General features: G+C 68.6%; 20 protein-coding genes and 1 pseudogene. 8 read left to right on the top strand and 13 right to left on the bottom strand.

Translation table 11 applies throughout. The features are described 5' to 3' along the window. Positions 1–113: 113 nt before the first annotated feature. Positions 114–314, bottom strand: coding sequence for a hypothetical protein (locus AB0M87_RS14620; protein ID WP_365852589.1), 201 nt, complete (start codon positions 312–314; stop codon positions 114–116). 771 nt (positions 315–1,085) lie between these two features. On the opposite strand from AB0M87_RS14620, the gene AB0M87_RS14615 reads away from it, so the two are divergent. Both AB0M87_RS14615 and AB0M87_RS14610 read left to right on the top strand, forming a co-directional pair. After that, positions 1,086–2,489 carry a TerD family protein gene (locus AB0M87_RS14615; RefSeq protein WP_365852587.1) on the top strand — a complete coding sequence of 468 codons (1,404 nt, stop codon included), beginning with the start codon at positions 1,086–1,088 and terminating at the stop codon, positions 2,487–2,489. A 52-nt stretch (positions 2,490–2,541) separates the two neighbouring features. Beyond that, positions 2,542–3,105 carry a dihydrofolate reductase family protein gene (locus AB0M87_RS14610; RefSeq protein WP_365852585.1) on the top strand — a complete coding sequence of 188 codons (564 nt, stop codon included), beginning with the start codon at positions 2,542–2,544 and terminating at the stop codon, positions 3,103–3,105. A gap of 241 nt (positions 3,106–3,346) precedes the next feature. On the opposite strand, the gene AB0M87_RS14605 is transcribed toward AB0M87_RS14610, so the two are convergent. From AB0M87_RS14605 to AB0M87_RS14585, 5 genes and pseudogenes are all read right to left on the bottom strand, one after another. Further along, the gene (locus AB0M87_RS14605) at positions 3,347–3,754 is read right to left on the bottom strand and encodes an SgcJ/EcaC family oxidoreductase (RefSeq protein ID WP_365852583.1); all 408 of its coding nucleotides are present in this window, start codon (positions 3,752–3,754) and stop codon (positions 3,347–3,349) included. Between the two features lie 339 nt (positions 3,755–4,093). After that, positions 4,094–6,487, bottom strand: a complete 2,394-nt coding sequence (locus AB0M87_RS14600) for a SpoIIE family protein phosphatase (protein ID WP_365852581.1) — start codon at positions 6,485–6,487, stop codon at positions 4,094–4,096. Between the two features lie 199 nt (positions 6,488–6,686). Beyond that, positions 6,687–8,426, bottom strand: coding sequence for an MOSC and FAD-binding oxidoreductase domain-containing protein (locus AB0M87_RS14595; RefSeq protein ID WP_365852579.1), 1,740 nt, complete (start codon positions 8,424–8,426; stop codon positions 6,687–6,689). 80 nt (positions 8,427–8,506) lie between these two features. Continuing rightward, positions 8,507–8,848 (bottom strand): hypothetical protein, encoded by a 342-nt coding sequence (locus AB0M87_RS14590; protein ID WP_365852577.1) that lies wholly within the window; start codon positions 8,846–8,848, stop codon positions 8,507–8,509. A 748-nt stretch (positions 8,849–9,596) separates the two neighbouring features. After that, positions 9,597–10,016, bottom strand: a pseudogene (locus tag AB0M87_RS14585) (CGNR zinc finger domain-containing protein); the annotation flags it as partial. A gap of 504 nt (positions 10,017–10,520) precedes the next feature. Here AB0M87_RS14585 and AB0M87_RS14580 point away from each other — a divergent pair. Then, positions 10,521–11,123: a transglycosylase SLT domain-containing protein gene (locus AB0M87_RS14580; RefSeq protein WP_365852575.1), complete on the top strand. Its 603-nt coding sequence runs from the start codon at positions 10,521–10,523 to the stop codon at positions 11,121–11,123. A 370-nt stretch (positions 11,124–11,493) separates the two neighbouring features. Here AB0M87_RS14580 and AB0M87_RS14575 read toward each other — a convergent pair whose 3' ends face one another. The 4 genes from AB0M87_RS14575 to AB0M87_RS14560 all read right to left on the bottom strand — a co-directional run bounded on the left by AB0M87_RS14575 (position 11,494) and on the right by AB0M87_RS14560 (position 15,752). Further along, on the bottom strand, positions 11,494–11,952 hold the full coding sequence (locus tag AB0M87_RS14575; RefSeq protein ID WP_365852573.1) for a MaoC family dehydratase: 459 nt from the start codon (positions 11,950–11,952) through the stop codon (positions 11,494–11,496). 31 nt (positions 11,953–11,983) lie between these two features. Next, complete coding sequence (locus AB0M87_RS14570; protein WP_365852571.1) at positions 11,984–13,327, bottom strand: MFS transporter; 1,344 nt, start codon at positions 13,325–13,327, stop codon at positions 11,984–11,986. A 126-nt stretch (positions 13,328–13,453) separates the two neighbouring features. Continuing rightward, positions 13,454–14,680, bottom strand: a complete 1,227-nt coding sequence (locus AB0M87_RS14565; protein ID WP_365852569.1) for an acetyl-CoA C-acetyltransferase — start codon at positions 14,678–14,680, stop codon at positions 13,454–13,456. Between the two features lie 181 nt (positions 14,681–14,861). Next, positions 14,862–15,752 carry a LysR family transcriptional regulator gene (locus AB0M87_RS14560; protein ID WP_365852567.1) on the bottom strand — a complete coding sequence of 297 codons (891 nt, stop codon included), beginning with the start codon at positions 15,750–15,752 and terminating at the stop codon, positions 14,862–14,864. A gap of 154 nt (positions 15,753–15,906) precedes the next feature. On the opposite strand from AB0M87_RS14560, the gene AB0M87_RS14555 reads away from it, so the two are divergent. The 3 genes from AB0M87_RS14555 to AB0M87_RS14545 are packed head-to-tail and all read left to right on the top strand — an operon-like array spanning position 15,907 to position 19,191. Beyond that, positions 15,907–16,824 (top strand): CoA-transferase, encoded by a 918-nt coding sequence (locus tag AB0M87_RS14555; protein WP_365852692.1) that lies wholly within the window; start codon positions 15,907–15,909, stop codon positions 16,822–16,824. A gap of 26 nt (positions 16,825–16,850) precedes the next feature. Then, positions 16,851–17,627: a CoA-transferase gene (locus tag AB0M87_RS14550; protein ID WP_365852565.1), complete on the top strand. Its 777-nt coding sequence runs from the start codon at positions 16,851–16,853 to the stop codon at positions 17,625–17,627. A gap of 34 nt (positions 17,628–17,661) precedes the next feature. Next, the gene (locus tag AB0M87_RS14545) at positions 17,662–19,191 is read left to right on the top strand and encodes a 3-hydroxyacyl-CoA dehydrogenase (RefSeq protein WP_365852563.1); all 1,530 of its coding nucleotides are present in this window, start codon (positions 17,662–17,664) and stop codon (positions 19,189–19,191) included. Positions 19,192–19,331: 140 nt separating this feature from the next. Here the strand turns inward: AB0M87_RS14545 and AB0M87_RS14540 are convergent, their stop codons facing one another. After that, positions 19,332–19,559, bottom strand: coding sequence for a hypothetical protein (locus AB0M87_RS14540; RefSeq protein WP_365852561.1), 228 nt, complete (start codon positions 19,557–19,559; stop codon positions 19,332–19,334). A 226-nt stretch (positions 19,560–19,785) separates the two neighbouring features. Here AB0M87_RS14540 and AB0M87_RS14535 point away from each other — a divergent pair, with 226 nt between their 5' ends. Beyond that, the gene (locus AB0M87_RS14535) at positions 19,786–21,045 is read left to right on the top strand and encodes a MalY/PatB family protein (protein WP_365852559.1); all 1,260 of its coding nucleotides are present in this window, start codon (positions 19,786–19,788) and stop codon (positions 21,043–21,045) included. Between the two features lie 13 nt (positions 21,046–21,058). On the opposite strand, the gene AB0M87_RS14530 is transcribed toward AB0M87_RS14535, so the two are convergent. Both AB0M87_RS14530 and AB0M87_RS14525 read right to left on the bottom strand, forming a co-directional pair. Then, positions 21,059–21,661 (bottom strand): dihydrofolate reductase family protein, encoded by a 603-nt coding sequence (locus AB0M87_RS14530; protein ID WP_365852557.1) that lies wholly within the window; start codon positions 21,659–21,661, stop codon positions 21,059–21,061. A 303-nt stretch (positions 21,662–21,964) separates the two neighbouring features. Next, positions 21,965–22,216, bottom strand: coding sequence for a hypothetical protein (locus AB0M87_RS14525; protein ID WP_365852555.1), 252 nt, complete (start codon positions 22,214–22,216; stop codon positions 21,965–21,967). A gap of 431 nt (positions 22,217–22,647) precedes the next feature. Here AB0M87_RS14525 and rox point away from each other — a divergent pair, with 431 nt between their 5' ends. Continuing rightward, complete coding sequence (gene rox, locus AB0M87_RS14520; RefSeq protein ID WP_365852553.1) at positions 22,648–24,189, top strand: rifampin monooxygenase; 1,542 nt, start codon at positions 22,648–22,650, stop codon at positions 24,187–24,189. Positions 24,190–24,192: the final 3 nt, after the last annotated feature.

Genomic DNA, 24,192 nt, shown 5'->3' with positions numbered 1-24,192 from the left:
TCCTGGCCTCGGCGTGACGCATGGCTGCGTCACGCATCGGGCGCAGATGCGCCGACGCTCACGGGCCTCCGGTCCTGGGCGTCGGCGTACGGGCGGCTGTGGCGAGAGGGCGGTCAGCCCCGCTGCATCGCCTTGAGGTCCTGCACCGTCAGCTTGTTGGTGCCGCGATCCGCCACGCTGTCCTGCGTCCGGGCGACGATCGCCGGGGGCGTGTCCTCGTACGGGGTCCCTGCGCCTCGTACTGCCTGACGCGTGGGTGGGGCTGCGCCACTGCCGGTCAGCGCGTCCGGGGGCGTGGGCGCCTCGACCGCCATCGCGTGGGACGGCCACGAGGGTTGCTGTTGCTTCGGCGCATTCGGCGACGAAGACGGAGAGCCGGCGCATCAGGCTCAGGTAGTCGGCGGGGTCCGCGGTGCGTTGCATGGGCGACGTGCCCCCAGACCCGCGACGGCCTGCCCCTGCCTCAGACCCCGCATCACCACCGCCCGATCGGCGGACCTGCCCGCCGAGACCAGCAGCAGGAGCCGACTGCAGTCACTACCGCCCGGCACGGATGACGAACTCCCCAGGGGCGGATAAGCCTCACACGTACTCCCGAAGCATCTGTTAGTGCCACACTGTGCCTCCCAGGAAAGGGGTGGGCCATGGGATTCGGTTTCCGTGTCGGTGTGCCTGGGCTGAGTGTGCGTGTCTCCACACGCGGTGTGCGGACCTCCGTCGGTCCACGTGCGGCGAGGCTCAGTGTGGGCAGCGGCGGCGCAAGGGTGTCGACGGGGCTCGGCCCTTTCTACGCGTCGAGTTCTCTCGGCGGCGGTCGTCGACGGACCAGCACACGTCGTAGCACGCAGACCCGATCGGTCGCCCCATCGGCCGCCCAGCTGGAACGGGCGCGCCACCAGGCCGAAAGAGCGCAACATGAGGCGGAGCGCGACGCCGCCATCGCTCAGTTGCAAAAGCTGAGGCGCCAGATGACCAGCGTCCACCTGCAGTCTTTCACCGCTGTGCAACCGCCCGTGATCCCAGCCACTCCGCAACTCGGCCTGCCATGGGCATGCGCCGAAGCCCAGGCCTTTCACCTTCAAGGGGTGGGCCGGCTGGCACGTGCCGAGCGAACTGCCGCCAAGCGGCGCGCACAACGGGGCGCCCCCGCCTACCTGGCCGCGGAGACAGCGCGTCTCCACGTAGTGCGCGAACAGATGGTCACCGAGGCCGGGCAGTGGTGGGATGCGCTGCTCTCCAACGACGAGGCCACCGTCTGCGAGGCAGTGAACACCGCCTTCTCCGACAACCCGGCCGCCGGCTGCGCAGTCGGCGTGGATGGCACGGTCCTGTCGGTCGTCATGCGACAGCAGGACCTTGACACGATGCCCACCCAAACCGCCGGCCTGACACCCAGCGGTCGCCCAAGCCTGAAGAGCCTCACCAAACGCGACCGGCTGCTCTGGTGGTTGACAGCCATGGGCTCCAACATCGTCGCCACCCTCAAAGAGGGTTTCGCCACTGCGCCCGGCATCGAAGCCATCGACCTGGCCGTCATGACTCGCCTGCCCGACCCTCAGCGACTCGGCTTCGTCGCCTATGGCCGCTGGACACGGCGTGCGATCGAATCAGCACCTTGGCGGGCGCCTGAGGACGCCCTGCGCTTCCTGGACATCGGGCAGGACGTCGCCTGCTCCGTGACCACCACCGCTGCCGGTAACCTCTCGAGCACGCTCAAGGCGCTGGACGCCACCCGCGTACCCGGCCTCCAAGCCCTGCTGGACGGCGCGCAGGACGACCCCGACTCCGGCGAACCCGCCATGGCCGGCCTGGCAAACGCCCTCGGAGCCCATCCGCTTCCGGACCCCCGGACCACGGTCGGCGACCCGTACAGGATCAGACCGTTCGCCGAGTGGGAGCACCAGACTGTCGCCCAGCCGCAACCCGCACCCATCGCGCCTGCGGTCGCGGCTGCAGCGCTCATCCCGGGCCAGACCCTCGTGCTGCCCGAAGAAGCCTGGCAGGGGCTTCACGTCTCCTTCAGCTTCACCGGTGCCGACGCGGACCTCACCCTGTTCCTGCTCGGGGACGATAGCCGGGTCCGCGGTGACGAGGACTTCGTCTTCTACAACCAGCCCTCCGCTGCCGGCGGTGGCGCGCGTCTCCTCGGCAAACAACAGGAAGGGGCCCACACTGTGGAACGCGCCACCGTTCATCTGTGCGCCCTGCCCGACCGGGTGCAGCGAGTCGCCATCGCCATCAACATGGACGTCGACACCGGCCTGACCTGTGGGTCCCTCACTCACGCAGCCCTGATGCTGGACTGCTCGAGCGGTGTCACCTGGACATTCAATCCTCCCGCTGATCCTTCCCTTCGGGCCATGGTCATCGCCGAGCTCTACCGGCACAGTGCCGACGGCCTCCCCGTGTGGAAGCTCCGGGCCATCGGCCAGGGCTGGGCAGACGGCCTCGACGGCCTCGCTCGCGCCTATGAAGTCGACGTCGGATAAGCAAACGGCGAACCGGCCGTACTGTCGAACCCGGTAGCGAGGAGGACTTGCGATGCGCAGCGTGACGTATTCGATGGGCGTCTCACTTGACGGCTACATCGTCGGGCCGGACGGCGGCTTCAACTGGACGGAGCCCGACGACGAGGTCTTCCGCTTCGTCACCGACGAGATTCGAGAGGTCGGCGTCCACCTGTTGGGACGACGGCTGTACGAGACGATGCTGTACTGGGAAGCCGCCGACCAGGATCCCTCGCTCGACGACTCAATGCTCGAGTGGGCCGCGATCTGGAAGCCGCTCCCCAAGGTGGTGTTCTCCACCACGCTGTCGGCGGTGCAGGGCAACGCCCGCCTGGCTTCCGGCGGCCTGACGGAGGAGATCGAGCGGTTGAGAGCCGAGCCGGAAGAGGGCGACATCGCGATCGGCGGCGCGACTCTCGCCGCCGAGGCGGCCGCGTTGGGTCTGATCGACGAGTACCGGCCCAGGGTCTACCCGGTGCTGGTTGGCGGTGGCATCCCGTTCTTTCCCCAGCGCGAGCGCCGGGTGGATGTGGAACTCGTCGAGACCCGCACCTTCAGCTCCGGAGTCGTCCACCTCCGCTACCGCGTGGCGCGCTAGTGTCCTGCGCCCAGCAATCCCTTCAAAATGTGGATGCGGACATCGGCGGGAGCCATCGGGCGGACATCGACGTTCGTCCGGGCCCATGTTGCCCGAGGGCGGCATTGCGACCGCCGGTCGCCGGTCACCCGAGATTCTCGGTCAGCTGGTTGTCTCAATTGATCCGGACCGAGCTCCGGGGTTTCGAAGTGATGCCGGCTTGAGGTGTTACAGGCAGGGCTGGGAGTCCCTTTCGCGGCGTTCAGTCCACGTTGCTGCTGTCCGGGAAGGAGTGGTGCTCGTGTGCCACGAGCCACTGCCCCTGCTCCTTACGGAGCCCGAGCGTGAGCCGCAGACGGTTGGCCGGCCGCTCGGCGCGCTCCCGTGGCGTTCCGCAATCCAGCAAGGCGTAGGCATAGGCGACGTCGACTCCGGCGACGACGTCGAGGGACACGAGCTCGAACGAGGCACCTTGCGCCTGCCACTCGAAGAAGGGAGGCCACGTCTCGCGATAGGCGTCGATGCCATGGACGCCGTCATAAGGTGGCGGAACGTCGAACATCACGATGTCGTCGGCGTGGCCCGACAAGACCCGCGTCAGGTCACCGTTGTGCACAGCTGAGGCCCACTGCTCGATGAGAGCCCGAATCTGTTCTTCGTCGCCGGTCATGACTCAACTCCCAGCTCGGTTTGCATCGCGCTCCGCGATATCCGCGGGCATGCACGGAGGCCGCCCATCCAAAGATGCCTCCTTCAGCGCGAATCTGCCGAGACCACCGGAGACCGACCGGCAGATGCCCTGCCGATCCGGATCAGCTGGGACGCCGAGCGAATGGGACACCGGCTCATTTGAGATCAGAGTCAGATCGACGGACACACGACAACAAAAGCGTTGACCGCGGTCAACGCCACTCCCCCGGCCTTCCCCTCCTCCGGGACGCCCGGAGCCGGCAGCAAGGCCAGTCGTCCGGTTTCGCTGCTTCAACGCTTGAGCGGCGGTCATGCGGTCTCATCCCGTCGTAGGGAAGGCCTGCTCGGTCCAAATGGTTTTGCCGTAGTGGCTGTAGCGCGTTCCCCACCTCTGGACGAGTTGCGCGACGATGAACAGGCCGCGCCCGCCTTCGTCGTCCTCTCCGCTGTGGCGCAGGTGCGGTGATGTGTGGGCTGTATCCGTGACCTCGCACAGGAGGGTGCGGTCACGGATGAAACGTACGTGGAGCGGTCCCGCGGCGTACCTGACCGCGTTGGTCACCAGCTCGCTGACGACGAGTTCGGTTGCGAACGACAGCTCGTCGAGGCCCCAATGGTGCAGTTGTTCGGTGGCCAGGTCCCGGGCATGGCCCGCGGCGACCGGTTCTGCGGGCAGTTCCCATTCGGCAACCTGCGAAGTGTCGAGTTCGCGGGTGCGGACGAGCAGCAGGGCGGTGTCGTCGGCCGTTGTTCCGCCCGGCAGGAGTTCCGCTACCGCCCGGTCGCACAGTTCTTCGAGTGACGCGTGCCGGTCACTGAGTACACGTCCCAGGGTGTCCAGTCCGTGATCGATGTCGCGGGAGCGGGCCTCGACCAGGCCGTCGGTGAAGAGAGCCAGCAGACTGCCCACCGGCAGCTCGATCTCCATGGACTCGAACGGCAGGCCGCCGAGGCCCAGGGGCGGGCCGGCCGGCAGGTCCGGGAAGGACAGCCGGACGTCCGGGTCGACGACCGCCGGCGGCAGATGCCCGGCCCTGGCCATGACGCAGCGCCGCGAGATCGGGTCGTAGACCGCGTAGAGACAGGTCGCCCCGGTGGTCACATCGGCGTCGGTCCCGTCGGGCGTGCCCGCCTCGCCCCACTGCTCCTCCGCCGACTGTGCCACCAGATCGTCGAGCCTCGACAGCAGCTCGACGGGATCCATGTCCATTTGGGCGAACGCGCGTACGGTCGTACGCAGCCGCCCCATGGTGGCGGCCGCCTGCAGGCCGTGGCCGACCACATCGCCGACCACGAGTCCGACCCTGGTCCCGGACAGCGGGATGACGTCGAACCAGTCACCGCCGACCCCTGTCACGTCGTCCGCGGGCAGGTAGCGGTAGGCCAGGTCGACCGCTGACTGTTCCGGCACGTGTTGCGGCAGCAACTGGTGCTGGAGGGCCAGCGAGGCGGTGCGTTCACGGGTGAAGCGGCGGGCGTTGTCGATGGAGACCGCCGTACGGGCGGCCAACTCGTCGGCCAGGGCCACTTCACCGCTGTCGAAGGTGGCCGAACCGGTGTCGCGGGCGAAGGTGACGAGTCCCAGTGTGCTGTTCCCGGCCCGCAGCGGCACGACCAGGACCGTGTCGTCGAGCACGAGCCCGCCCGACGAGAGGCAGCGATCCTGCGGGGAATCAGACGGGTACTCCACGGGTGATTGGTTCACGAGTGGGGGCTGCTGTCCCGGCTTCTCCTGTTCGGCTTCCTCGGCCGAGCGGCGGGCGACCCGTACCAGGGACATCGCAGCTGAGTCGCTGGTGGCCGGCACCTCGCCTTCGAGGACCGCCCTCGAAAGGTCGACCGTGACCGTGGCGGCGAACTCCGGGACCGCCACCTCGGTGATCTTCTCGGCAGTGACCATCACATCGAGGGCGGTGCCGATTCCGCGGCCCGCTTCGACGAGCAGGGCCAGCCGCCGCTGGGCCTTGTAGCGATCGGAGATGTCGAATGCGTCCTCGCACACTCCGAATATGTGTCCGTCGGTGTCCTGGAGCCGGTAGTAGGAGCAGGACCAGAGGTGGTCCGTGTCGGGGTCGCTGGGCGGCCGGCCCTGGAAGTGCAGGTCCAGAAACGGTTCTCCAGTATCCAGTACATGACGCATGACCGCGTCGAGAGTGGGCGGATGCCCCTTGGTCACGAATTTTCCTTCGGAGTACAGCTCATGGGCCCGAAAACCCCGGAACTCGGTGAATGGTCGTCCGATCTCCCGTTCGTACGCCGCGTTGCACCAGGTCAGGCGCAGGTCTGTGTCGTAGATGGCCAGGCCGACGGGTGACTGGGTGGCCAGTCCGTGCAACAGGGCCAGCCGGGTTTCCCACAGCCGAAGATCCTTCAGATTCGTCGCGACGAGGAGATGCTCCGCCGTACCGGAGCCGGGCAGGGGACAGACAGCGGTGGCGACGATCAGCTCACGTCCGTCCCGGTGCCGGGCGACGCGGATCTCGTGTCCGCGGAACCGGGAGGGGAGAGGGAGCACCGAGGGTGTCGGGTCGGGTGACAGGAACGTGGCCAGGGGCCGTCCGACGATCTCATGCGGCTGGTAACCGAGGAGCCGCTCCGCCGCGGGGCTCCATCCGATAACCGTGTCCTGGGCGTCGACGACCACTGTGGCCGCCCTGGTGACATCGAGGGGACCACGAAAGTCGGCACTTTGCTCCGCGTTCCATGCAGTCATGGCGCCACACCAGCCCCGTTCATCCCCTTCAGAATCTGCTGTTCTCCGGGCAGGCACAACCGGGCAGGCACAAACGCGGCGCGCCCACCCAACGGAAGACTGGCGTCACCGCCACCACCACACGTTCGGGGCACGGCCCCGCAAAGACCGACCGCCCAGCCCCTCGTCCAGCCCACGGTGCTCACCAGGGTCCCGCGCCCTACAGATCCAGGACGATCTCTTCCGTGGGCTTGGAGCAGCAGATGAGGATGTTGCCGTCGGCGGGGGGCTCCACCGGCTCGGGAGAGTAAGTCACCGCCCCGGACATGAGGGCGAGTTCGCAGGTGTGACAGACGCCGGTCCGGCACGACCACCTGACGGGGACGTCGCAGGCTTCCGCGAGTTCCAGCAGGGACTCCTGGGTGGTGTTCCACGGCACGTGGAGACCGCTGCGGGCGAAGGTGACCGTGGGTCCGGTGCCGGCCCGGCCTGCGGGCTGATGGGGTGCGGCCGCCACCGAGCCGTCGATCCCGGGGGTGAGGGACGGGCCCGCGCCGAAGATCTCGGTATGGACCCGAAACGCCTCCAGACCCGCGTCAACGAGGGCCGTGGTTGCGCCGTCCATGAAGGCTTCGGGGCCGCACACGTAGGCGTCGGCGTCCGTAGGCAGTCCGAGGCCGGCGATACGGTCGGCCGACAGGTGGCCGATGTCCGTGTAGTCGATGCCCTGACGGTCTTCAGGGGCGGGTTTGCTGTAGTAGATCCTTGACCGGCCCTGCGGGAGCATGCCGATCAGGTCCCGGCTTTCCCGGGCTAAAGGGTGCTCGGTGCCGTCACGGGTTCCGTGCAGCCACCACACCTGGCGGGCGGATCGGTCGTGGGCGAGTGCGTGCAGCATTGCCAGCACGGGGGTGACCCCGACGCCGGCCGACAGCAGGACCACCGGATTGTCCCCGCCGGTCAGGAAGAAGGTTCCGCGGGGCGCCGCGACGTCAAGATGATCACCGGTACGAATGTGGCTGCGCAGGCGGTTGCTGGCCGCGCCGTGCAGTCCGGCCTTGACACTGACCCGGTAGGTTCCGGCGCCCGGCTCTCCGGACAGCGAGTAGCTGCGGATCAGCGGCGGCCCGTCTCCCTCGGGCTGGAGCTTGACCGTAAGGAACTGCCCCGGCTCAGCGGCCGGCAGATCGGAACCGTCGGCAGCGGCCAGCGACAGAGAGAACACGCTGCGGCTCTCGGGCTGGATGCGGGTGACGATCAACGGGCGAAAGCCGGACCAGGCGGGGCGCGGGGCGGTGGCCGCGGCATTCAGCCCGGCGCTGCCGGAATTTCCTGCAGCTTCGTTGTCGCCCTGCCCCAGCAGGCCTCGCATGGATGCCTGCCAACCGGGGCTGAGCGCGGGGATCCGCAGGGCACGTTCGACCTGCCGACGGGTATGCCCGGGCAGGTAGAGCACCCGGTCGATCTCCTCGACGGTCATCGCCTCGGGTCCGCCGGAGACCCTGACGATCTCCTGCCCGGCTTCGACCTCGCCCTCCTCGAGCACGCGCAGATAGAAGCCGGGCCGGTGATGTGCCACGAGTAGCGCCGCCATCTGCGGCTCGCCCATGCGCAGACCGACGCGGTAGCACGTCACCCGCGGCTGGGTGACCTCGAAAAGCGCTTCGCCGATGCGGTAGCGGTCACCGATGCACACCTCGTCGTCCGGCAGGCCGTCGACGGTGAAATTCTCCCCGAACTGGCCCGATTCGAGATCGTCACGGCCAAGTTCGTGAGCCCAGAAGCGGTACGAGTCGGTCTGGTACACCAGCACTGCCCGCTGCTCGCCTCCGTGGCCGCCCAGATCGCCTTGGCCGTCACCGTCGATGTTCAATCGCCGCGCCATCCGCGGCCCGGTTACTGTCTCCTTGTAAACGCCCGTGCGCACGGTCTTGCCGTGCCAGGCAACGTCCTTCGGCATGCCGACACTGACGGCTCTCAATATGGCCACGTCGCCCCTTCCCATGCGGGTGCCACCACCGGAACCTTGCATGTCTTCCTTCACACGGAAGCCTTCAGTAGCCGCTCCGCCCGGACCTCGGCGGGGAGCAGATGCTGTCCGATGATCAGGCTGCGGCCCTCCACCATGTACGGCTTCCGGACTTCGCCGCTGCTGTAATCGACGCCGACCTCCTCCTCCCGTTCGTCCTCGAGGAGCCACTGTGAGTCGGGCAGCCCGACAGCCTCCGCCTCTTCCTTGGGGAAGTTGGGGAAGCCCGTGCCCCGGTAACCCGGGAAGGGCGACTCGCCGTGGATCCTCGTGGCCGGCATCGCGACCGGGACGTGGCACACGTTCAGAGCCAGGTAAGGAGTGCCAGTGACCGCGAAAAGTACCTCTGCCATGACGAATCGTCTCCCCCGGCTCCATGTGACAACTCTGAGGGGATCGGCTGCACATGCCAGCCTAGGCACACGTACGACGAGGCGCATGGCGACAGGCGAGAGGAGCCCGGGACCTGCCCTTGGGCCTGGTCGACGACGTATCCGCAGCACGGGCCAACTCGCCGCGCGCAAACCGCTGATGACTTGCACGCGCCGATCACCCCGCCGCACCGTGCCTTCGACGGCCACCCTCCAGTGCCCGTCTGGCGGACCGCGGCCCTCAGAGCAGGAGAACAGTGGCCATGAAGAGGTGGTGTACGCAGGGTCCAGTAACGGCTTGCCACACGGACCGGGCCGGTGCCCCGCGCTTTGGCCGCCGTCCTCGTACGACATCGCGCCGGTGACGACAGGCGCCTGATCCAGGTGGACAACCGCCGGGACGACGTTGTCGGCCTCGCCCATCCGGCGGACCGGGCAGAGAGCGGCCATGGCGCCGCCGGAGAAGCGGTCACCCGTAGGTCAGGTCAGCGTTGTCGGTCAGTCCGGTGGGGTTGCTCGCGAAGCAGCGTCCGATGCCTGAGGCTGGGGCGCTTCCAGCTCGCCCTTGTCTGGCTCGGCACCGGAATCCTGCTCGGTGCCCTGCTTCCGGCACTCGGCGTGGCCGTGATCGCCACCTTCATTTTCTATTACTGGCTTCCCATCGGAGGCGAGATCGCCAAGGTGAAGCGTCGGCGTAGCCGCGGGGACCATACGTGATCGCCGGTCGGGGTTATCCCGCTGCGTCGTGGCGGGTGCGCTGGTAGCGGCGCCTCGCCTTCATTCGGTTGCCGCAAACGGCCATCGAACACCAGCGGGCCTTGTTGGTTTTGCTCCGGGCGATGAGAAACAGCCGGCACTCCGGGTTGGCACACGGCCGCAACCGGCCGGGCATCGTCTCCTGCAGCGCGCTCCATGCCAGGACGGCCTCCACCGCCATCCTCCGCTCCGCAGACGCCCGCGGCTCCCACGACACCCGCGCAGAGGAGAGGTGCGGGCGGGAGGCGACGTCCTTGAGGAGTGGGGCCAGCGAGACAGCGGACCGACGGCGGCGCACCACGTTCTGCGGTGCATCACGCTCATGACGAAAGTAGTGGCACTCCCCTGCGCTGCCGCTGCCACCCTGGGCCTCCTGCCACCAGCTGGCCGCTTCGCATACTGCGCACGTCTCCGCCCGGTCTGATCGCATCCCCGGCGCTGGGTTTCTGCCGCAGTCACCGCCGTGCTGATGCGGGCATCGCCGAAGCCGGCCGCGCCATCGAGAGCGGGCCGGGTGTTGCTGTGTTCAAGGTGTGACACGGAGTGGGAAATCGGGGCTGCCGGGCCGGTGGCCTGTGAGCTCGGGCATAGGGCCCGCGTCACACAGGAGGACCCCTAGTAGACCCGCAGCCGGGCTTTCCCCCCTGCCACACGACCTCCCCCACCTTCTGTCCGTTTTGTCACTATCTGGGGTCGTAGGTCACACCATTGCCAGCAGCCCAGACCCTCTCGCAAGGTGTTGGACATACCGGGGAGCCGAGCGCCGGACCGGGCACAGCACACCGCCCGTCCTCCAGACACCGGCCCCACGACACGCACCACGGCCCCAGCGCCACACCCGTGTCGCCGACCCCCCAGTCGGCCTCCCCACGACGTCCCCCATGGAGAGGTACCCCCCTTGACTGCCACCACCCGCCGCACCCTGAACCTCCGCAAGACCTCCGTGACCAGCATCGCCGCCTCCGGCGCCGCCGCCTGCGCCCTGTCCCTGGCCCCGCACCCCGCCCACGCCGCCGAGCCCACCCACACCGCGCCCGCAGCGATCTCCGCCATCACCGCCGCCCACGTCACCCAGCAGGCCCACCACGCCGAGAAGACCACCCACCACACCACGGCAAAGAAAGCCCCCGGCGCCAAACACACCGACACCGTCTCCGAGATCGTCAAGAGCAAGAAATACGGCAACAACCTCGACGGCTGGATCCGCGAATCGCTGGCCATCATGAAGGCCAAACACATCCCCGGCACCTACCAGGGCCTCTACCGCAACATCATGCGCGAATCCAGCGGCAACCCCCACGCCCAGAACAACTGGGACGTCAACGCCCGCAACGGCATCCCCTCCAAGGGCCTCCTCCAAGTCATCCAGCCCACCTTCGACACCTACCACGTCAAGGGCACCAAAAACAGCCTCACCGACCCCGTCGCCAACATCGTCGCCGCCGCCAACTACGCCGCCGACAAATACGGCTCGATGGACAACGTCAACTCCGCCTACTGACCCAGCGGATTGACCACACACCACCCCAACCACCTGAGTCCCTGGGACGGCCGCCCCCTCCAGGAACGGCGGGACTCAGGTTCTGACGAGGGCCGGAACCGGTGCACCCACCCGTTCCGGCCCTCGCCCATTTTCCTCCCCGCCACCCCACAGCTCTTCCGTTCTCGTTGCTCCGCTCCCGAGTCCACCGTTACCCGGCACGCAGCGCAGCGGTACTTGCCAAGCGGCATTGAGGCCTCCAGCTGCCGGGCTGGGTCGACGCGCCCTTGCGGCTGAACCAGCAGACGGTCCGCGTCAGGGAGCGGTCGTCCACGTGCAGGTGCCCGCCCGGAAGGTTCCGGGCGGGCAACTGCACGTGGATGTCGCCGGCCTACGGATAGAAGTGCGTCAGCGACTCGGCGACGCAGGCCGGCTTCTCGGAGCCTTCCACCTCGAAGGTGAAGGCGCGTGTCATCTGTACGCCGCCCCGCGCTACCTCGGTCACCTCGGTGACCGTGGCGTGCAACCGTACGCGGCTGCCGACGGGGACGGGCGCCGGATAACGGACCCGGTTGGCCCCGTAGTTGAGCGCCCGTCCCACGCCGCTCACCTGGAGCAGCTCGCCGAACATCGGGATGCCCCAGCTCAGGACCATGTAGCCATGGGCGATCGTGCGCCCGTACGGGCCGGCGGCGGCGCGTTCGACGTCTGTGTGGATCCACTGGTGATCCCCCGAGACGTACGCGTAGGCGTCGATCAGCTCCTGGGTGACCTCCTTCCACTCGGAGCGGCCGAGGTCGCGTCCGGCGAGGGCGAGGATCTCCGGGACACCGTGCACGGACAGGGGCATGGACGGTACTCCGTTCAGCGTGTACGGGCGGTCAGGCGGGGACGGGGGCGGTACGGGGCGCAGCGACCGCGTCGGTGGCCAGCTCGTCGTGATTGGGGCGCTTGAGCAGGAGCAGCATGCAGCCCAGGCTCAGAGCCACCTGGAGCGCGGCGTAGGCGATGACCGCGGTGACGGAGCCGGTCCGGTTGAGCAGGAACTGGCCGATGATCGGGGTCGTACCGCCCAGCAGGGTGCCGCACAGCTGGTAGCAGAGCGAGATGCCGGTGTAGCGCAGATGCGCCGGGAAGCGGCTGGCGAGCATGCCGGCGAGGGCCGCGTAGTAGAGGCAGTGCGGGATCGTGGCGACGGCGACCCCGACCATCGCGAGGCCGTAGTTCTGGGTGCTGATGAGGACGAACATCACCGGCATCAGGATCAGCTCGGGGACCAGCATCACGATCACCGCGCGGGACCAGCTCTTCATCCGGGTCGCGATGAGGGCGCCGAAGGGCTGCACGATGATCTGGGTGATGTTGGCGACGAGGATGATCGTCAGGAAGGAGCTGCGGTCGAATCCGAGGGAGGTGGTGGCCCATGACAGGGCGAACGTCGACTTGAAGTACGTCGCGGACAGGCCGATGGTGCAGGCGCCGATGCCGAGGACGATCAGCATGGGGTGACTGCGCAGGACTTCCGTCAGCGGGAGTTTGACGACTTCCTTCTTGTCGATGATCTTGGCCATGGCCGGGGATTCGGCGACTTTCAGGCGGACCACCAAGCCGATCATGACGAGTGCGGCGGAGGCGAGGAAGGGCACCCGCCAGCCCCACGAGACGAAGGCGTCATCGGGCAGTTGGCTGATGGCGAGGAAGCTCACCGTGGAGAGGGTGTTGCCGACGGGTGAGCCCTGCTGGGCGAACGCCCCGTACAGCACCGACTTGCCCTTGGGGGCGTGCTCAGAGGCGATGAGGACGGAGCCGCCCCACTCACCGCCGAGGCCGATGCCCTGGATCATGCGGATGCAGATCAGCAGGATCGGGGCGGCAACTCCGATGGAGGCGTAGCTGGGAAGAAGACCGATCGCGGTGGTCGAGACACCCATCATCAGCAGGGTGATGACGAGGGTTTTCTTGCGGCCGAGCCGGTCGCCGTAGTGACCGAAGATGATGCCGCCGATGGGGCGGGCGAGAAAGCCGACCCAGAAGGTGGCGAACGCGACCAGGGTACCTATGGAGCCTTCGAGTTCGGGGAAGAACACCTTGTCGAAGACGAGCGCTGCCGCGGTTCCGTAGATGTAGAAGTCGAACCACTCGATGGTGGAGCCGATGAAGGCTCCGAATCCTGCACGGTTCGCGGCTTTCTTTCGCTCGCGTGCGGTTGCGGTGGTCGCACTCATGGTGGCTCCCGTGAACATGGTTGATCAAGCGGATGGGGGCACGGACGGCCCGGCGTCGCCCGAGACGCCCTGGGCCGCGTGGAGGGGAAAGTCGGAAAGAGAGGGGACGGTACGGGGACGGGGTGGTCAGGCGGCGATGCGTTCGAAGACCGCGGCGAGGCCTTGGCCTCCGCCGATGCACATGGTCTCCAGCCCGTAACGCGCCTCGCTGCGGTGCATCTCGCGGCTGAGCGTGGCGAGGATGCGGGCGCCGGTGGCACCCACGGGGTGGCCGAGCGAGACACCGGAGCCATTGACGTTGATCCGCTGCTCGTGGTCGATCGCGCCGAGGCCGAGTTCGCGGGTGCAGGCCAGTACCTGGGCGGCGAAGGCCTCGTTGATCTCGATCAGGTCGAGGTCGGCGAGGGTGAGTCCGGCACGGCCGAGGGCCGCGCGGGTGGCCGGGACGGGCCCGATGCCCATCGTTGCGGCGGGGACACCCGCGCGTGCGAACGAGACCAGACGGACGAGCGGGGTGAGCCCGAGCCGTTCGGCGGTGGCGGCGCTGGTGACCAGGCAGGCGGCGGCCGCGTCGTTCTGCCCGCTCGCATTGCCCGCGGTGACGGTGGCCTGCGGGTCGGCCTTGGCCATGATCGGGCGTAGCGCCGCGAGTTGCTCGGCGGTGGTGTCCGGGCGGGGGTGCTCGTCGGCGGTGACGGCCGTCTCGCCCTTGCGGGTGCGTACCGTGACGGGCACGGTCTCCGCGTCGTAGCGCCCCTCCTTCGCGGCGCGGGTGGCGCGGGCCTGCGAGCGCAGGGCCAGGGCGTCCTGGTCGGAGCGGCTGATGGAGTAGGCGCGGCGCAGGTTCTCCGCAGTCTCGATCATGCCACCGGGTACGGGGTGGTGGACGCCCCCCGCAGTGACTCGGCCCCGGGCAAGCGAGTCGTGGAGTTGGAGGCCGGGGCCCTTGATGCCCCAGCGTCCGTCGTGCGTGTAGTAGGGAGCGGCGCTCATGACGTCGACGCCGCCCGCGATGACGATGTCGCTGAAGCCGGCCCGGATCTGCATGGCGGCGTCGAGGACGGCTTGCAGACCGGAGCCGCAGCGCCGGTCGATCTGGGCGCCGGTGACGGTGTCGGGGAGGCCGGCGTCCAGGGCGGCGACGCGCCCGATGGCGGGGGATTCGGCCGATGGATAGGCATGTCCGAGGATCACCTCGTCCACCCGCGCCGGGTCGATCCCCGTACGGGCGACGACCTCGGCGATGACGCGTGCGGCGAGCGCGGCCGGTGTCTGCTGGGCGAACGCTCCGCCGAAACGCCCGATGGGTGTGCGCAGCGGCTCGCAGATGACGACATCGGTCCGGTCGGGCACGGCAGAACACCTTTCAGCGGGTTCGGGTGTGTGGGGCGACCTTCGCACTGGACCACTGAGTCGGTCCAATATCGAATTTCCTCCCCTTCAAGACGCCACGCGTCTCAATCGGACGGCAGGCGCTTTCATGGGGGTCAGGCCGGCTCACACCGCCGGCCCGGCATGGACCGAACGGGCGGCCCTAAGGGGTCGGCAGCGCCTCCTCGGCGACCGCGAGCACCGCGCGGAGTGCCGCCGAGGGGTTGTCCGTACGCCAGGCAAGCGCGGCCTGCCGCCGGATGGGTGGCCCGGCGAGGGACCGGTAGACCAAACCGTTCTGCTGGATGTGCCGGACGGAGGAGACGGTGAGCGTGACGCCGACGCCCGCAGCGACGAGGGCCAGAATCGTGTACGAGTCGGGCGCCTCCTGCACTACCCGCGGATTGAAACCGGCGTCCTCGCAGACCTGGACCATCGCGTCGCGCACCGTGGAGCCGGCGTTTGCGGGGAAGGAGACGAACGGTTCCTCGGCCAGGATTCCGATCGGGATGCTCTCGAGGCGGGCGAGCGGGTGGTCGGAGGGCAGCGCGCACAGCAGCTCCTCCTCGTCGATCACCCGGTGGGCCACCCCGGGCTGGGTGACCGGGAGGCGGACGAACCCCAGGTCGAGGGAGCCGTCGGCGACCCGGGACAGGGCGACGTTGGCGTATGTCTGGCCCTTCATAGCCAGCTCGATCCCGGGGTGGGCAGCCCGCACGGCCCGGGTCAGCAGCGGCAGCGTCTCGTGGCTGGAAGCTCCGGCGAAGCCGATGGTGACCCGGCCGTACTCCCCCCGCCCGGCGGCCTTGGCCGCCCGTACCGCCGTGTCGAGGTCGTCGAGCACGGTCCGTACGGGTTCGAGGAAGGACTCCCCCGCGCTGGTGAGTCGCACCGAGCGGGTGTTGCGTTCGAAGAGCTGGACGCCGAGTTCCTTTTCCAGCTGCCGGATCTGCTGGCTGAGCGGGGGCTGGGCCATCTGCAGCCGCTTGGCCGCACGGCCGAAGTGCAGTTCTTCGGCGACGGCGGTGAACGCGGTCAGATGACGCAGTTCCATCGGTGCTTCCATTCATTAACCAGCTGTCTTGATTCGACCATAATTTGGTATTGGACAGCAATCAATGGCCGCTGACACGGTAAGGGCGACCAGCACGCACTCGCCAAGGAGCACCGTGGAGCGGACGGATACGGCCGACGGGCCCAGCAAACTCATGTCGATGAAGGAAGCCGTCGCCGCGTTCGTGCACGACGGAGCCACCGTCAGCCTCGAAGGATTCACCCACCTCATCCCCACCGCCGCCGGGCACGAGATCATCCGTCAGGGCCGCAAGGACCTCACCGTCGTACGGATGACAGCGGACATCGTGGTGGATCAGATGATCGCCGCGGGCTGTGTCTCGCGGCTGGTCTCCTCCTTCGTGGGTAACTCCTCCGCCGGTTCGCTCGGCGAGCTGCGGCGCAGGATCGAGCGTGCCGACCCGGCTCCGCTGGCCTTCGAGGAGTACAGCCACTACGGGATGGTGTGCCGCTACCTCGCGGGGTCCCAGCGGCTGCCGTTCTACCCTCTGCGCAGCTACGGCGGCAGTGATCTGCCGGGCGTCAACGGGGACCTGCGCAAGGTGACGTCCCCCTATCCGGGGCCCGACGGGGAGCCGGAACAAATCTACGTCGTACCGCCCGTGAACCCGGACGTGACGATCATTCACGCCCAGCGGGCCGACCGCCGGGGCAACACCCAGATCTGGGGGCTGACCGGCATTCAGGCCGAGGCGGTGTACGCGGCGGCCAAGGCGATCGTCGTCGTCGAAGAGGTCGTTGAGGACAACGTGGTCCGCTCGGATCCCAACCGCACACTCGTCCCGTCGCACGCCGTAGACGCCGTCGTCGTCTGCCCGCGCGGCGCACACCCGTCCTTCGCGCAGGGCTATTACGACCGCGACAACGACTTCTACCGGGCGTGGTCGCACATCAGCAGGGACCCGGAGCGGCTGCGGGCGTGGCTGGCGGAATGGGTGTACGCAACTGCCGATCACGCCGAGTACGTCGACAAGCTGGGCGAGGAGTTCTGGGCGGGGCTCGCGGTAGGCGAAGCGCTCAGCGAACCTGTGAACTACGGGCGGCGGCTGTGAGCGCGCCGCAGGAGAAGGAACGGGACATGACCACCACCGCACCGGAGACCGTCACCTCGTCCGAGCTGCTCTCCGTCGTCGCCTCCCGCGAACTGGCCTCTCGCCGCACGGTGTTCGCCGGCATCGGGTTGCCGACGCTCGCCACGGAGCTCGCCCGTCTGACGGTCGCGCCGCATATTGAGGTCGTGTACGAGTCCGGGGTCTGCGGGGCGCACCCCTCGCATCTGCCGGAAACCATCGCCGACGCCGTACTCATCTCGGGCGCGGAGGCCGTGTTGTCGATGCCGGCGCTGTTCGGCTGTGTACTTCAGGGCGGCCACATCGACGTCGGCTTCCTCGGTGCCGCGCAGATCGACCGGTGGGGCAACCTCAACACCTCCGTCATCGGCGAGTGGGAGAGCCCCTCCGTGCGGCTCCCCGGTTCCGGCGGCGCCATCGAGGTGATGGCCAGTTCCCACGAGGTCTTCGTGGTGATGCGCCGTCACAACCCGCGCTCCTTCACCGGGTCCCTGGATTTCTGTACCACTCCGGGCCCGGACCGGGCACTCGCCGATGGCATCCGGCCCCTGGGGGCCGGAGTCACCCGGGTGATTACCGAACTGGGCATCCTGGCCCGCGCCGGCGTCGGTGAGGAGCTCCGGCTCGTCGCCGTTCACCCGGGCGTGACGGTGGATCAGGTGCGAGCAGCGACGGGCTGGGACCTCGAGGTCGCCGGGTCCGTGGACACGACGCCCCCGCCGACCGCGGCGGAGCTGCGGCTCCTGCGCGAGGACGTCGACCCCGACCGCGTGTACCTCCGCTGACAACGAACGCACCTGCCGAGAGGACGTAACCGTCATGCGTATCAGGATCGTCGGCGCCGGAGCCATGGGCCGTGGCATCGCCCAGTGGGCTGCAGCAGCGGGACACATCGTCGAGCTCGGTGATGTCCGGAGCGAGGCGGTGACAGCGGCCGTGGATTTCGTACGGTCCATGCTGGAACGTGCGGTGCAGAAGGGCAGGATGTCCGCCGGGGATTGTGCGGCGACCCTGGGACGCCTCGTTCCGCTGGATGACCCGTGGGCGCCGGGCCCGGATGTCGAGTTGGTCATCGAGGCCGTACGGGAGGATCTGGACACCAAGGCCGAGGTCTTCGGGAAGCTGGAGCAGGCCCTGCCGGACTCCGCGCTCTTCGCGACCAACACCTCGTCCCTGTCGGTGACCCGGATCGCCGCCTCACTGCGGGATCCGGGGCGGCTCGCGGGGCTGCACTTCTTCAATCCCGTCCCGCTGATGAAGATCGTCGAGATCGTGCCGGGCGCCGCCACCCGCCCGGAGATCCCGGCGGTCCTCACCACGCTGGTCGAGAGCTGCGGCCATCGCGCGGTGACTGTCGCCGACACACCCGGTTTCCTGGTCAACCACGCCGGCCGAGGACTGGTGACGGAAGCCCTGGCACTGCTGGAGGAGTCCGTCGCGGACCCCGCCGGGATCGACCGGATCGCCCGGGACGTCCTAGGGCTGCGCATGGGCCCGTTCGAACTGATGGATCTCACCGGGCTCGACGTCACGGCTGCCGTTATCGACTCGATCTGGCAGGGCTTCCGCTACGAGGACAGGCTCCGCCCCTCCTATCTCACCCCGAACCGGGTGACCGCACGCCTGCACGGCCGGAAGACCGGAGAGGGGTGGTTCGCGTACGGCCCCGAGGCACCCGCCCCGGCGCCCGAACCGCCGGTGGCGGGTGACGCGGACCGGCCGGTGTTCGTCGCGGGCGGCGAGGACGCCGATGGGCTGCGGAGCGCGCTGACCGCCGCCGGAGCCACGGTCGAGGACGGCGCCGGACCGTCCGAAGGCGCCGTCGTCCTCGTCCCTGTCTGGGGCACCACGGTGGCAGCGGCGGCGGCCTCGCTGGAACTGCCCGCCACGTGCACCTTCGGCGTCGACCCCATGCCCCCGGCCGGCCGCCGCCGGGTGCTCGCGGTGACCCCCGCGGCCGACCCGACCGCCGCGCGAGACGCCCGCGCTGTCCTGGCCAGGGCGGCGGAGGGCGAGGAGCCCTTCGCCGTGTCGGTGGTGCGGGATACCGCTGGTTCGGTGGCGCAGCGACTGCTCGCCTCGGTGGTCTCGGTCGCGGCATCGATCGCAGAGCGCTCGCTGGCCACACCGGCGGACATCGACCTCGCCGTGACGACCGGCCTCGGTTACCCGGTGGGGCCGCTGGCCTGGGGCGACCGGATCGGTGCCGCGCGGATGCTGGCCCTGCAGCGTTCCCTGCACGCCACGACCGGTGACCCGCGGCACCGGCCGACGCGCTGGCTCAGCGAACGGGCCCACCTCGGCCTGGCGCTGACGGACCGGGGCACCTCACCGGCCGACTGCTCCTGACGACTCACGTCAGACGGCTCGACGGACTCGGCCTCGGTCCGGCTGTTGCTGCTCATCGATGCATTTCTTCCGTGATCGGAAGTCACGCCGCACGCTTTACGGTCCCGGGCAGCGCGCCGGCCCGGCCGGGGGCTACTTCGTCACACGGCCATGTACAGCCGCTGGGCGTCGAGAATCGCGGCATGGGCGTTGCGGTGGGCGACCGCGTCGCCGACCGGGACGGGCTGGTAACCTCCGTCCGCGTCGGCCGCGGCGGTCTGGGACCGGCCATCGGCCAGTGCGTCCAGATCTGTCTCGCCGCGGTTCCCTGAGCCCGCCCGCAGTTCGTGGTGAAGGTCCTTAACAGGAACGGTCCGGTATTCGACCACGATCCGGCAACGCGACGCAGCGACGCTGTCCGTCGCTGGTCGGCCACCAGACCTTCCCTGCGAGCGGGGCCTCTACAGTGCCAGCAAGGGTGCGGTCCACGCCCCGCGCGGCCGGCTGCCGCCTGGACTCGGCCGACCGAGGTCGTCACGCGCGCCTCGCGCTCAACGTGGCGTCGCTGTCTCTCGGCGCTTGCATCGCGATCGAGATGGCGGTCCAATGCTGAAGATGACCACCGTTGGCGGGAGCAACCCAGCAGGCGACAAGACCGAGGCTCAGAAGTGTGCGAATCCTCTTGAGGAGTGCACGCTCGAGCAGCTTCGTCAGCGCAGGAGCATGAAGTGGCGGACGCACCCGGCAGACGTCCTGCCCTTGTGGGTGGCGGAGATGGATGTACCGCTCGCGCCGGCAGTCGCCGACGCGCTGCGCGACGCCATCGAGAGAGGTGACACCGGTTACCCGTCCGGAACAGAGTTCGCCGAGTCACTGGCCGGCTTCGCCTCGCGGCGATGGAATTGGGACGGGGTGGACGTCGACCGAGTCGGCCTGGTGCCGGACGTGATGATGGGCGCGGTCCAGGTACTGCGGCTGATCACCGATCCCGGCGACCCGGTGATCGTCAACTCTCCGGTGTACGCACCTTTCTACGCTTTCATCACACATGACGACCGCCGGATCATCGAAGCGCCGCTCGGGCAGGATCTACGGATCAACCCGGACACGCTGGAGGAGACGTTCCGGCGCGCCCGGGCAGCGAACGGCAAGGGCAAGATCGCCTACCTCCTCAGCAACCCCCACAACCCGACCGGCACGGTGCACACCTTCGAGGAGCTCGCCGCCGTGGCGGAGCTGGCTCACCGGTACGGAATCCGGGTCGTGGCCGACGAGATCCACGCCCCGCTCGTACTGCCGGGCGCACAGTTCACGCCCTACCTGAGTGTGCCCGGGGCCGAGAACGCCTTCTCGCTCATGTCAGCGACCAAGGGCTGGAACCTCGCCGGGATCAAGGCGGCGCTCGTCATCGCAGGGTCTGCGGCGGCCGATGATCTGCGCCGGATGCCCGAGGAAGTCAACCACGGCGCGAGCTACCTGGGCGTCATCGCTCATACGGCGGCCTTCCGCCACGGGGACAGGTGGCTCGATGCGTTGCTGGCGGGGCTCGACGCGAACCGAGCCCTGCTCGGCCGGCTCATCGCCGAACACCTGCCGGGAATCGGCTACACCAGGCCCGAGGGAACGTACCTGGCCTGGCTCGACTGCCGGTCCCTCGGTCTCGACCCGGAAGGCACCAGGGACCTGGCAGTCGTCACCGACCTGGCCGGCCCCGCCCAACTGTTCCTTGAGCACGCCAGGGTGGCCCTGTCCTCGGGCCACATTTTCGGAACGGGCGGAGCCGGACACGTCCGCCTGAACTTCGCCACCTCCCAGTCCATCCTCACCGAGGCGATCGTCCGGATGGGACGCGCCGCCGCGCTCCACACGCGTTAGAGCGCCATCCGACTCATCCCGCCTGCCGCACCCGGTAGCGCAGGTGCTGCACGCCTGGTCCGCTGAAGGCACGGGTGGGTTCCAGCTCGATGTGCCCGGGCGGCATGTCCTCGAACAGCCGGCGGCCCTGCCCGAGCAACACCGGGACCAGATGGATATGCAGCTCGTCCAGCACCCCCGCGGTCAGCGCCAGCTGCGCGGTGACCGCGCCGTGGACCAGCACGTCCCTGTCGCCCGCAGCTTCCTTCGCCATGCGCACCGCGTCCTTCACGTCGCTGACGCAGGTCACCGCGGGCCATTGCAGCGTGGCATCGGGCTGGCGGCGGGTCAGGACGAAGATCGGTACGCCGTCGTGGTGGTCACCTCCCCAGCCGCCCGCGTTTGCGAACGTCCGCCGGCCGGTGACCACCGCCCCGGTGGCCAACGCTTCGTCCATGACGTCGCGGTTCACGCCCGACAGGTGGGCGGCGGCGTCGAGATGACTGCCCTCGGCGTCCATCCCGAACCACTCGTGCAGGCGGTCCCCGCCATCACCGATCCCGTTGCCCGGCCCGTCATTGGGCCCGGCGATGAATCCGTCGACCGACATTGACATGTACAGCACGGAGTTGCTCACAGTTCCTCCTCGGCGGCGGCCACGTAAGGTGATAGACGTTGTGGTGCGCCCGCCCGTGCCCGACTCGACGACAGACACGGCGGCAGACTGTCTGGATCTGCCCGGCAGGCGCGGCCAGTGGAGGGGCCGATGTCGGCCTGGGCTGGGGAACGCTTGCCGGAGGCGGGCGCCCGGCGGTGGGCGCGGAACAATGATCGTTGGCGGCACTCAGCACCGGTCGCAGCTTTCACCGGTGAGCCCGGTGCAGAGTCTTCGCCCAGAGTTCTGGGCGAAGACTCTGCACTACGCCTGCGAAGCGTGTGGTCAGTTGTCCTGATTGATCTGCACCCTTTGGCATGCGTAGCTGACATCACCGTCGAAGCCTTGATCGGCCCACGGTGCAGCGCAGGGCGCGGAGTCGTCGGCCAGAGTGCCCGCGGTGGTGCCCACGATCTCGGTCAGGGGGCTGTCCTGGGCGACGTCGATCGGCCCTGGGTCTGCTGTGGCTGTCGTGGCACCGCAGAGGATTGCGGCCCCGGCCAGCAACGCGGCCGCTCCCAGTCTTGTCCCACGCATCAAGGTTGCTCCGTTCGTTCGTGTGGGCACCGGATGTGGCGCCACTCACACCAAACGACTTCAGCCTGGTCTTGGTCACGCCATCAGCAGCCCAGTCAACGCCGCACCACCGCACGACTTGCCATGACGCACGCACGGCGGCTACCGGGGCTCCCCCCGGATCGCCGACCGCGACCGCGGCCGGCCGCGCCGCCACGCCGGATTCGCCCCGCACGGCCCGTTCGGAGACGTGATCACCCGGCTGGGAAAAGGATTGGACGGGGCGTTGCTCGGACTTGTAGCTTGCAGTGGACCGTGACACCGCCCCAGGAGGTGAGACCCATGAACGCTGCATCGATGTGGGTGCTCCCCCTTCCCGTCACGGCCGGCGATTGACGTAGGTGTCGCCGGGAGCGCCTCGACTAACAAGGCACTCCTGAAAGGCAACACCTATGGACTCTTCGCAGTTCTCCGCCGAGCCGTCGTCGAACGATACGGTCGAGCGCGACTTCACCCGGGGCGACGTCCCCGGACTCCGGTCGCCGGCCTCCGGCGCCGATCGCGCGCCCATGTTCGACGTGATCATTGCCGGGTGCGGGCCGGCTGGTGCGATGCTTGCCGCCGAACTGCGGCTGCACGATGTGCGGGTACTCGTTCTGGAGCAGGAAACCGAGCCCGTGTCGTTCGTCCGCATCGTGGGTCTCCATATTCGCAGCCTTGAGCTGATGGCAATGCGCGGGCTGCTGGCTCGCATGCGCGAACACGGAAGACAGCGTCCGGCCGGCGGCTTCTTCGCCGGTATCAACAAACCCGCGCCCCAGGGCCTGGATTCCGCGCACGCCTATCTGCTGGGCCTCCAGCAGCCGGTCATCGTTCGCCTGCTCGAGGAGCATGCGATCGAATTGGGTGCGCAGGTCCGGCGCGGTTGTGCGGTGGCCGATTTCGAGCAGGACGACGAGGGTGTGACCGTTGAGTTGGCCGACGGAGAACAGCTGCGTTCGCGTTATCTCGTCGGTTGTGACGGTGGGCGCAGCACGGTGCGCAAACTGCTCGGCGTCGGCTTCCCCGGTGAGCCCTCGCGGACCGAGACGCTGATGGGCGAGATGGAGGTGGGTGTGCCGCAGGAGGAGATCGCCGCAAAGGTGACCGAAATCGGCGAGACAAATAAGCGATTCTGGCTCAGGCCCTTCGGCGCAGGGGCCTATAGCGTCGTAGTCCCCGCCGCGGGAGTCAGCGATCGCACGGAACCGCCCACCCTCGAGGATTTCAAACAGCAGCTGCGCATCATCGCCGGAACCGATTTCGGCGTGCATTCCCCGCGCTGGTTGTCCCGCTTCGGGGATGCCACCCGGCTGGCCGAACGCTATCGGGTCGGGCGGGTGCTGCTGGCCGGTGATGCGGCACACATCCATCCGCCCACCGGCGGACAGGGCCTCAACCTGGGCGTTCAGGACGCATTCAACCTCGGATGGAAACTGGCTGCCCAGATCCGCGGCTGGGCGCCGAAAAAGCTGCTGGACACCTACCACGCCGAACGTCATCCGGTCGCCGAGGACGTGCTGGACAACACCCGCGCCCAGATGGAACTGCACTCCACCGAACCGGGCCCGCAGGCCGTGCGCAGGCTGCTCACCGAACTGATGGACTTCGACGAGGTGAACCGCTGTCTCATCGAGAAGATCACCGCGATCGGCATCCGCTACGACTTCGGCGAAGGCCCCGACCTGCTCGGCCGCCGCCTGCCCGACTTCGGTGTGAAACACGGCCACCTCTACGATCTGCTGCATCGCGGCCGCGGTCTGCTGCTGGACCGTACCGAACGCCTGACCGTCCGCGGCTGGTCGGACCGGGTCGATTACCTCGCGGATCCCGCTGCGGTACTGGATGCTCCGTGCGTCCTGCTACGCCCCGACGGCCACGTCGCCTGGATCGGCGACGATCAGCAGGACCTGGACGACCACCTCTCCCGCTGGTTCGGCAAGCCCGCCAACTGATTT

Origin of the sequence: Streptomyces sp. NPDC051320 (assembly GCF_040682175.1) — a bacterium.
GTDB lineage: Bacteria > Actinomycetota > Actinomycetes > Streptomycetales > Streptomycetaceae > Streptomyces.
This window is presented reverse-complemented; position numbering and strand designations above follow the sequence as displayed.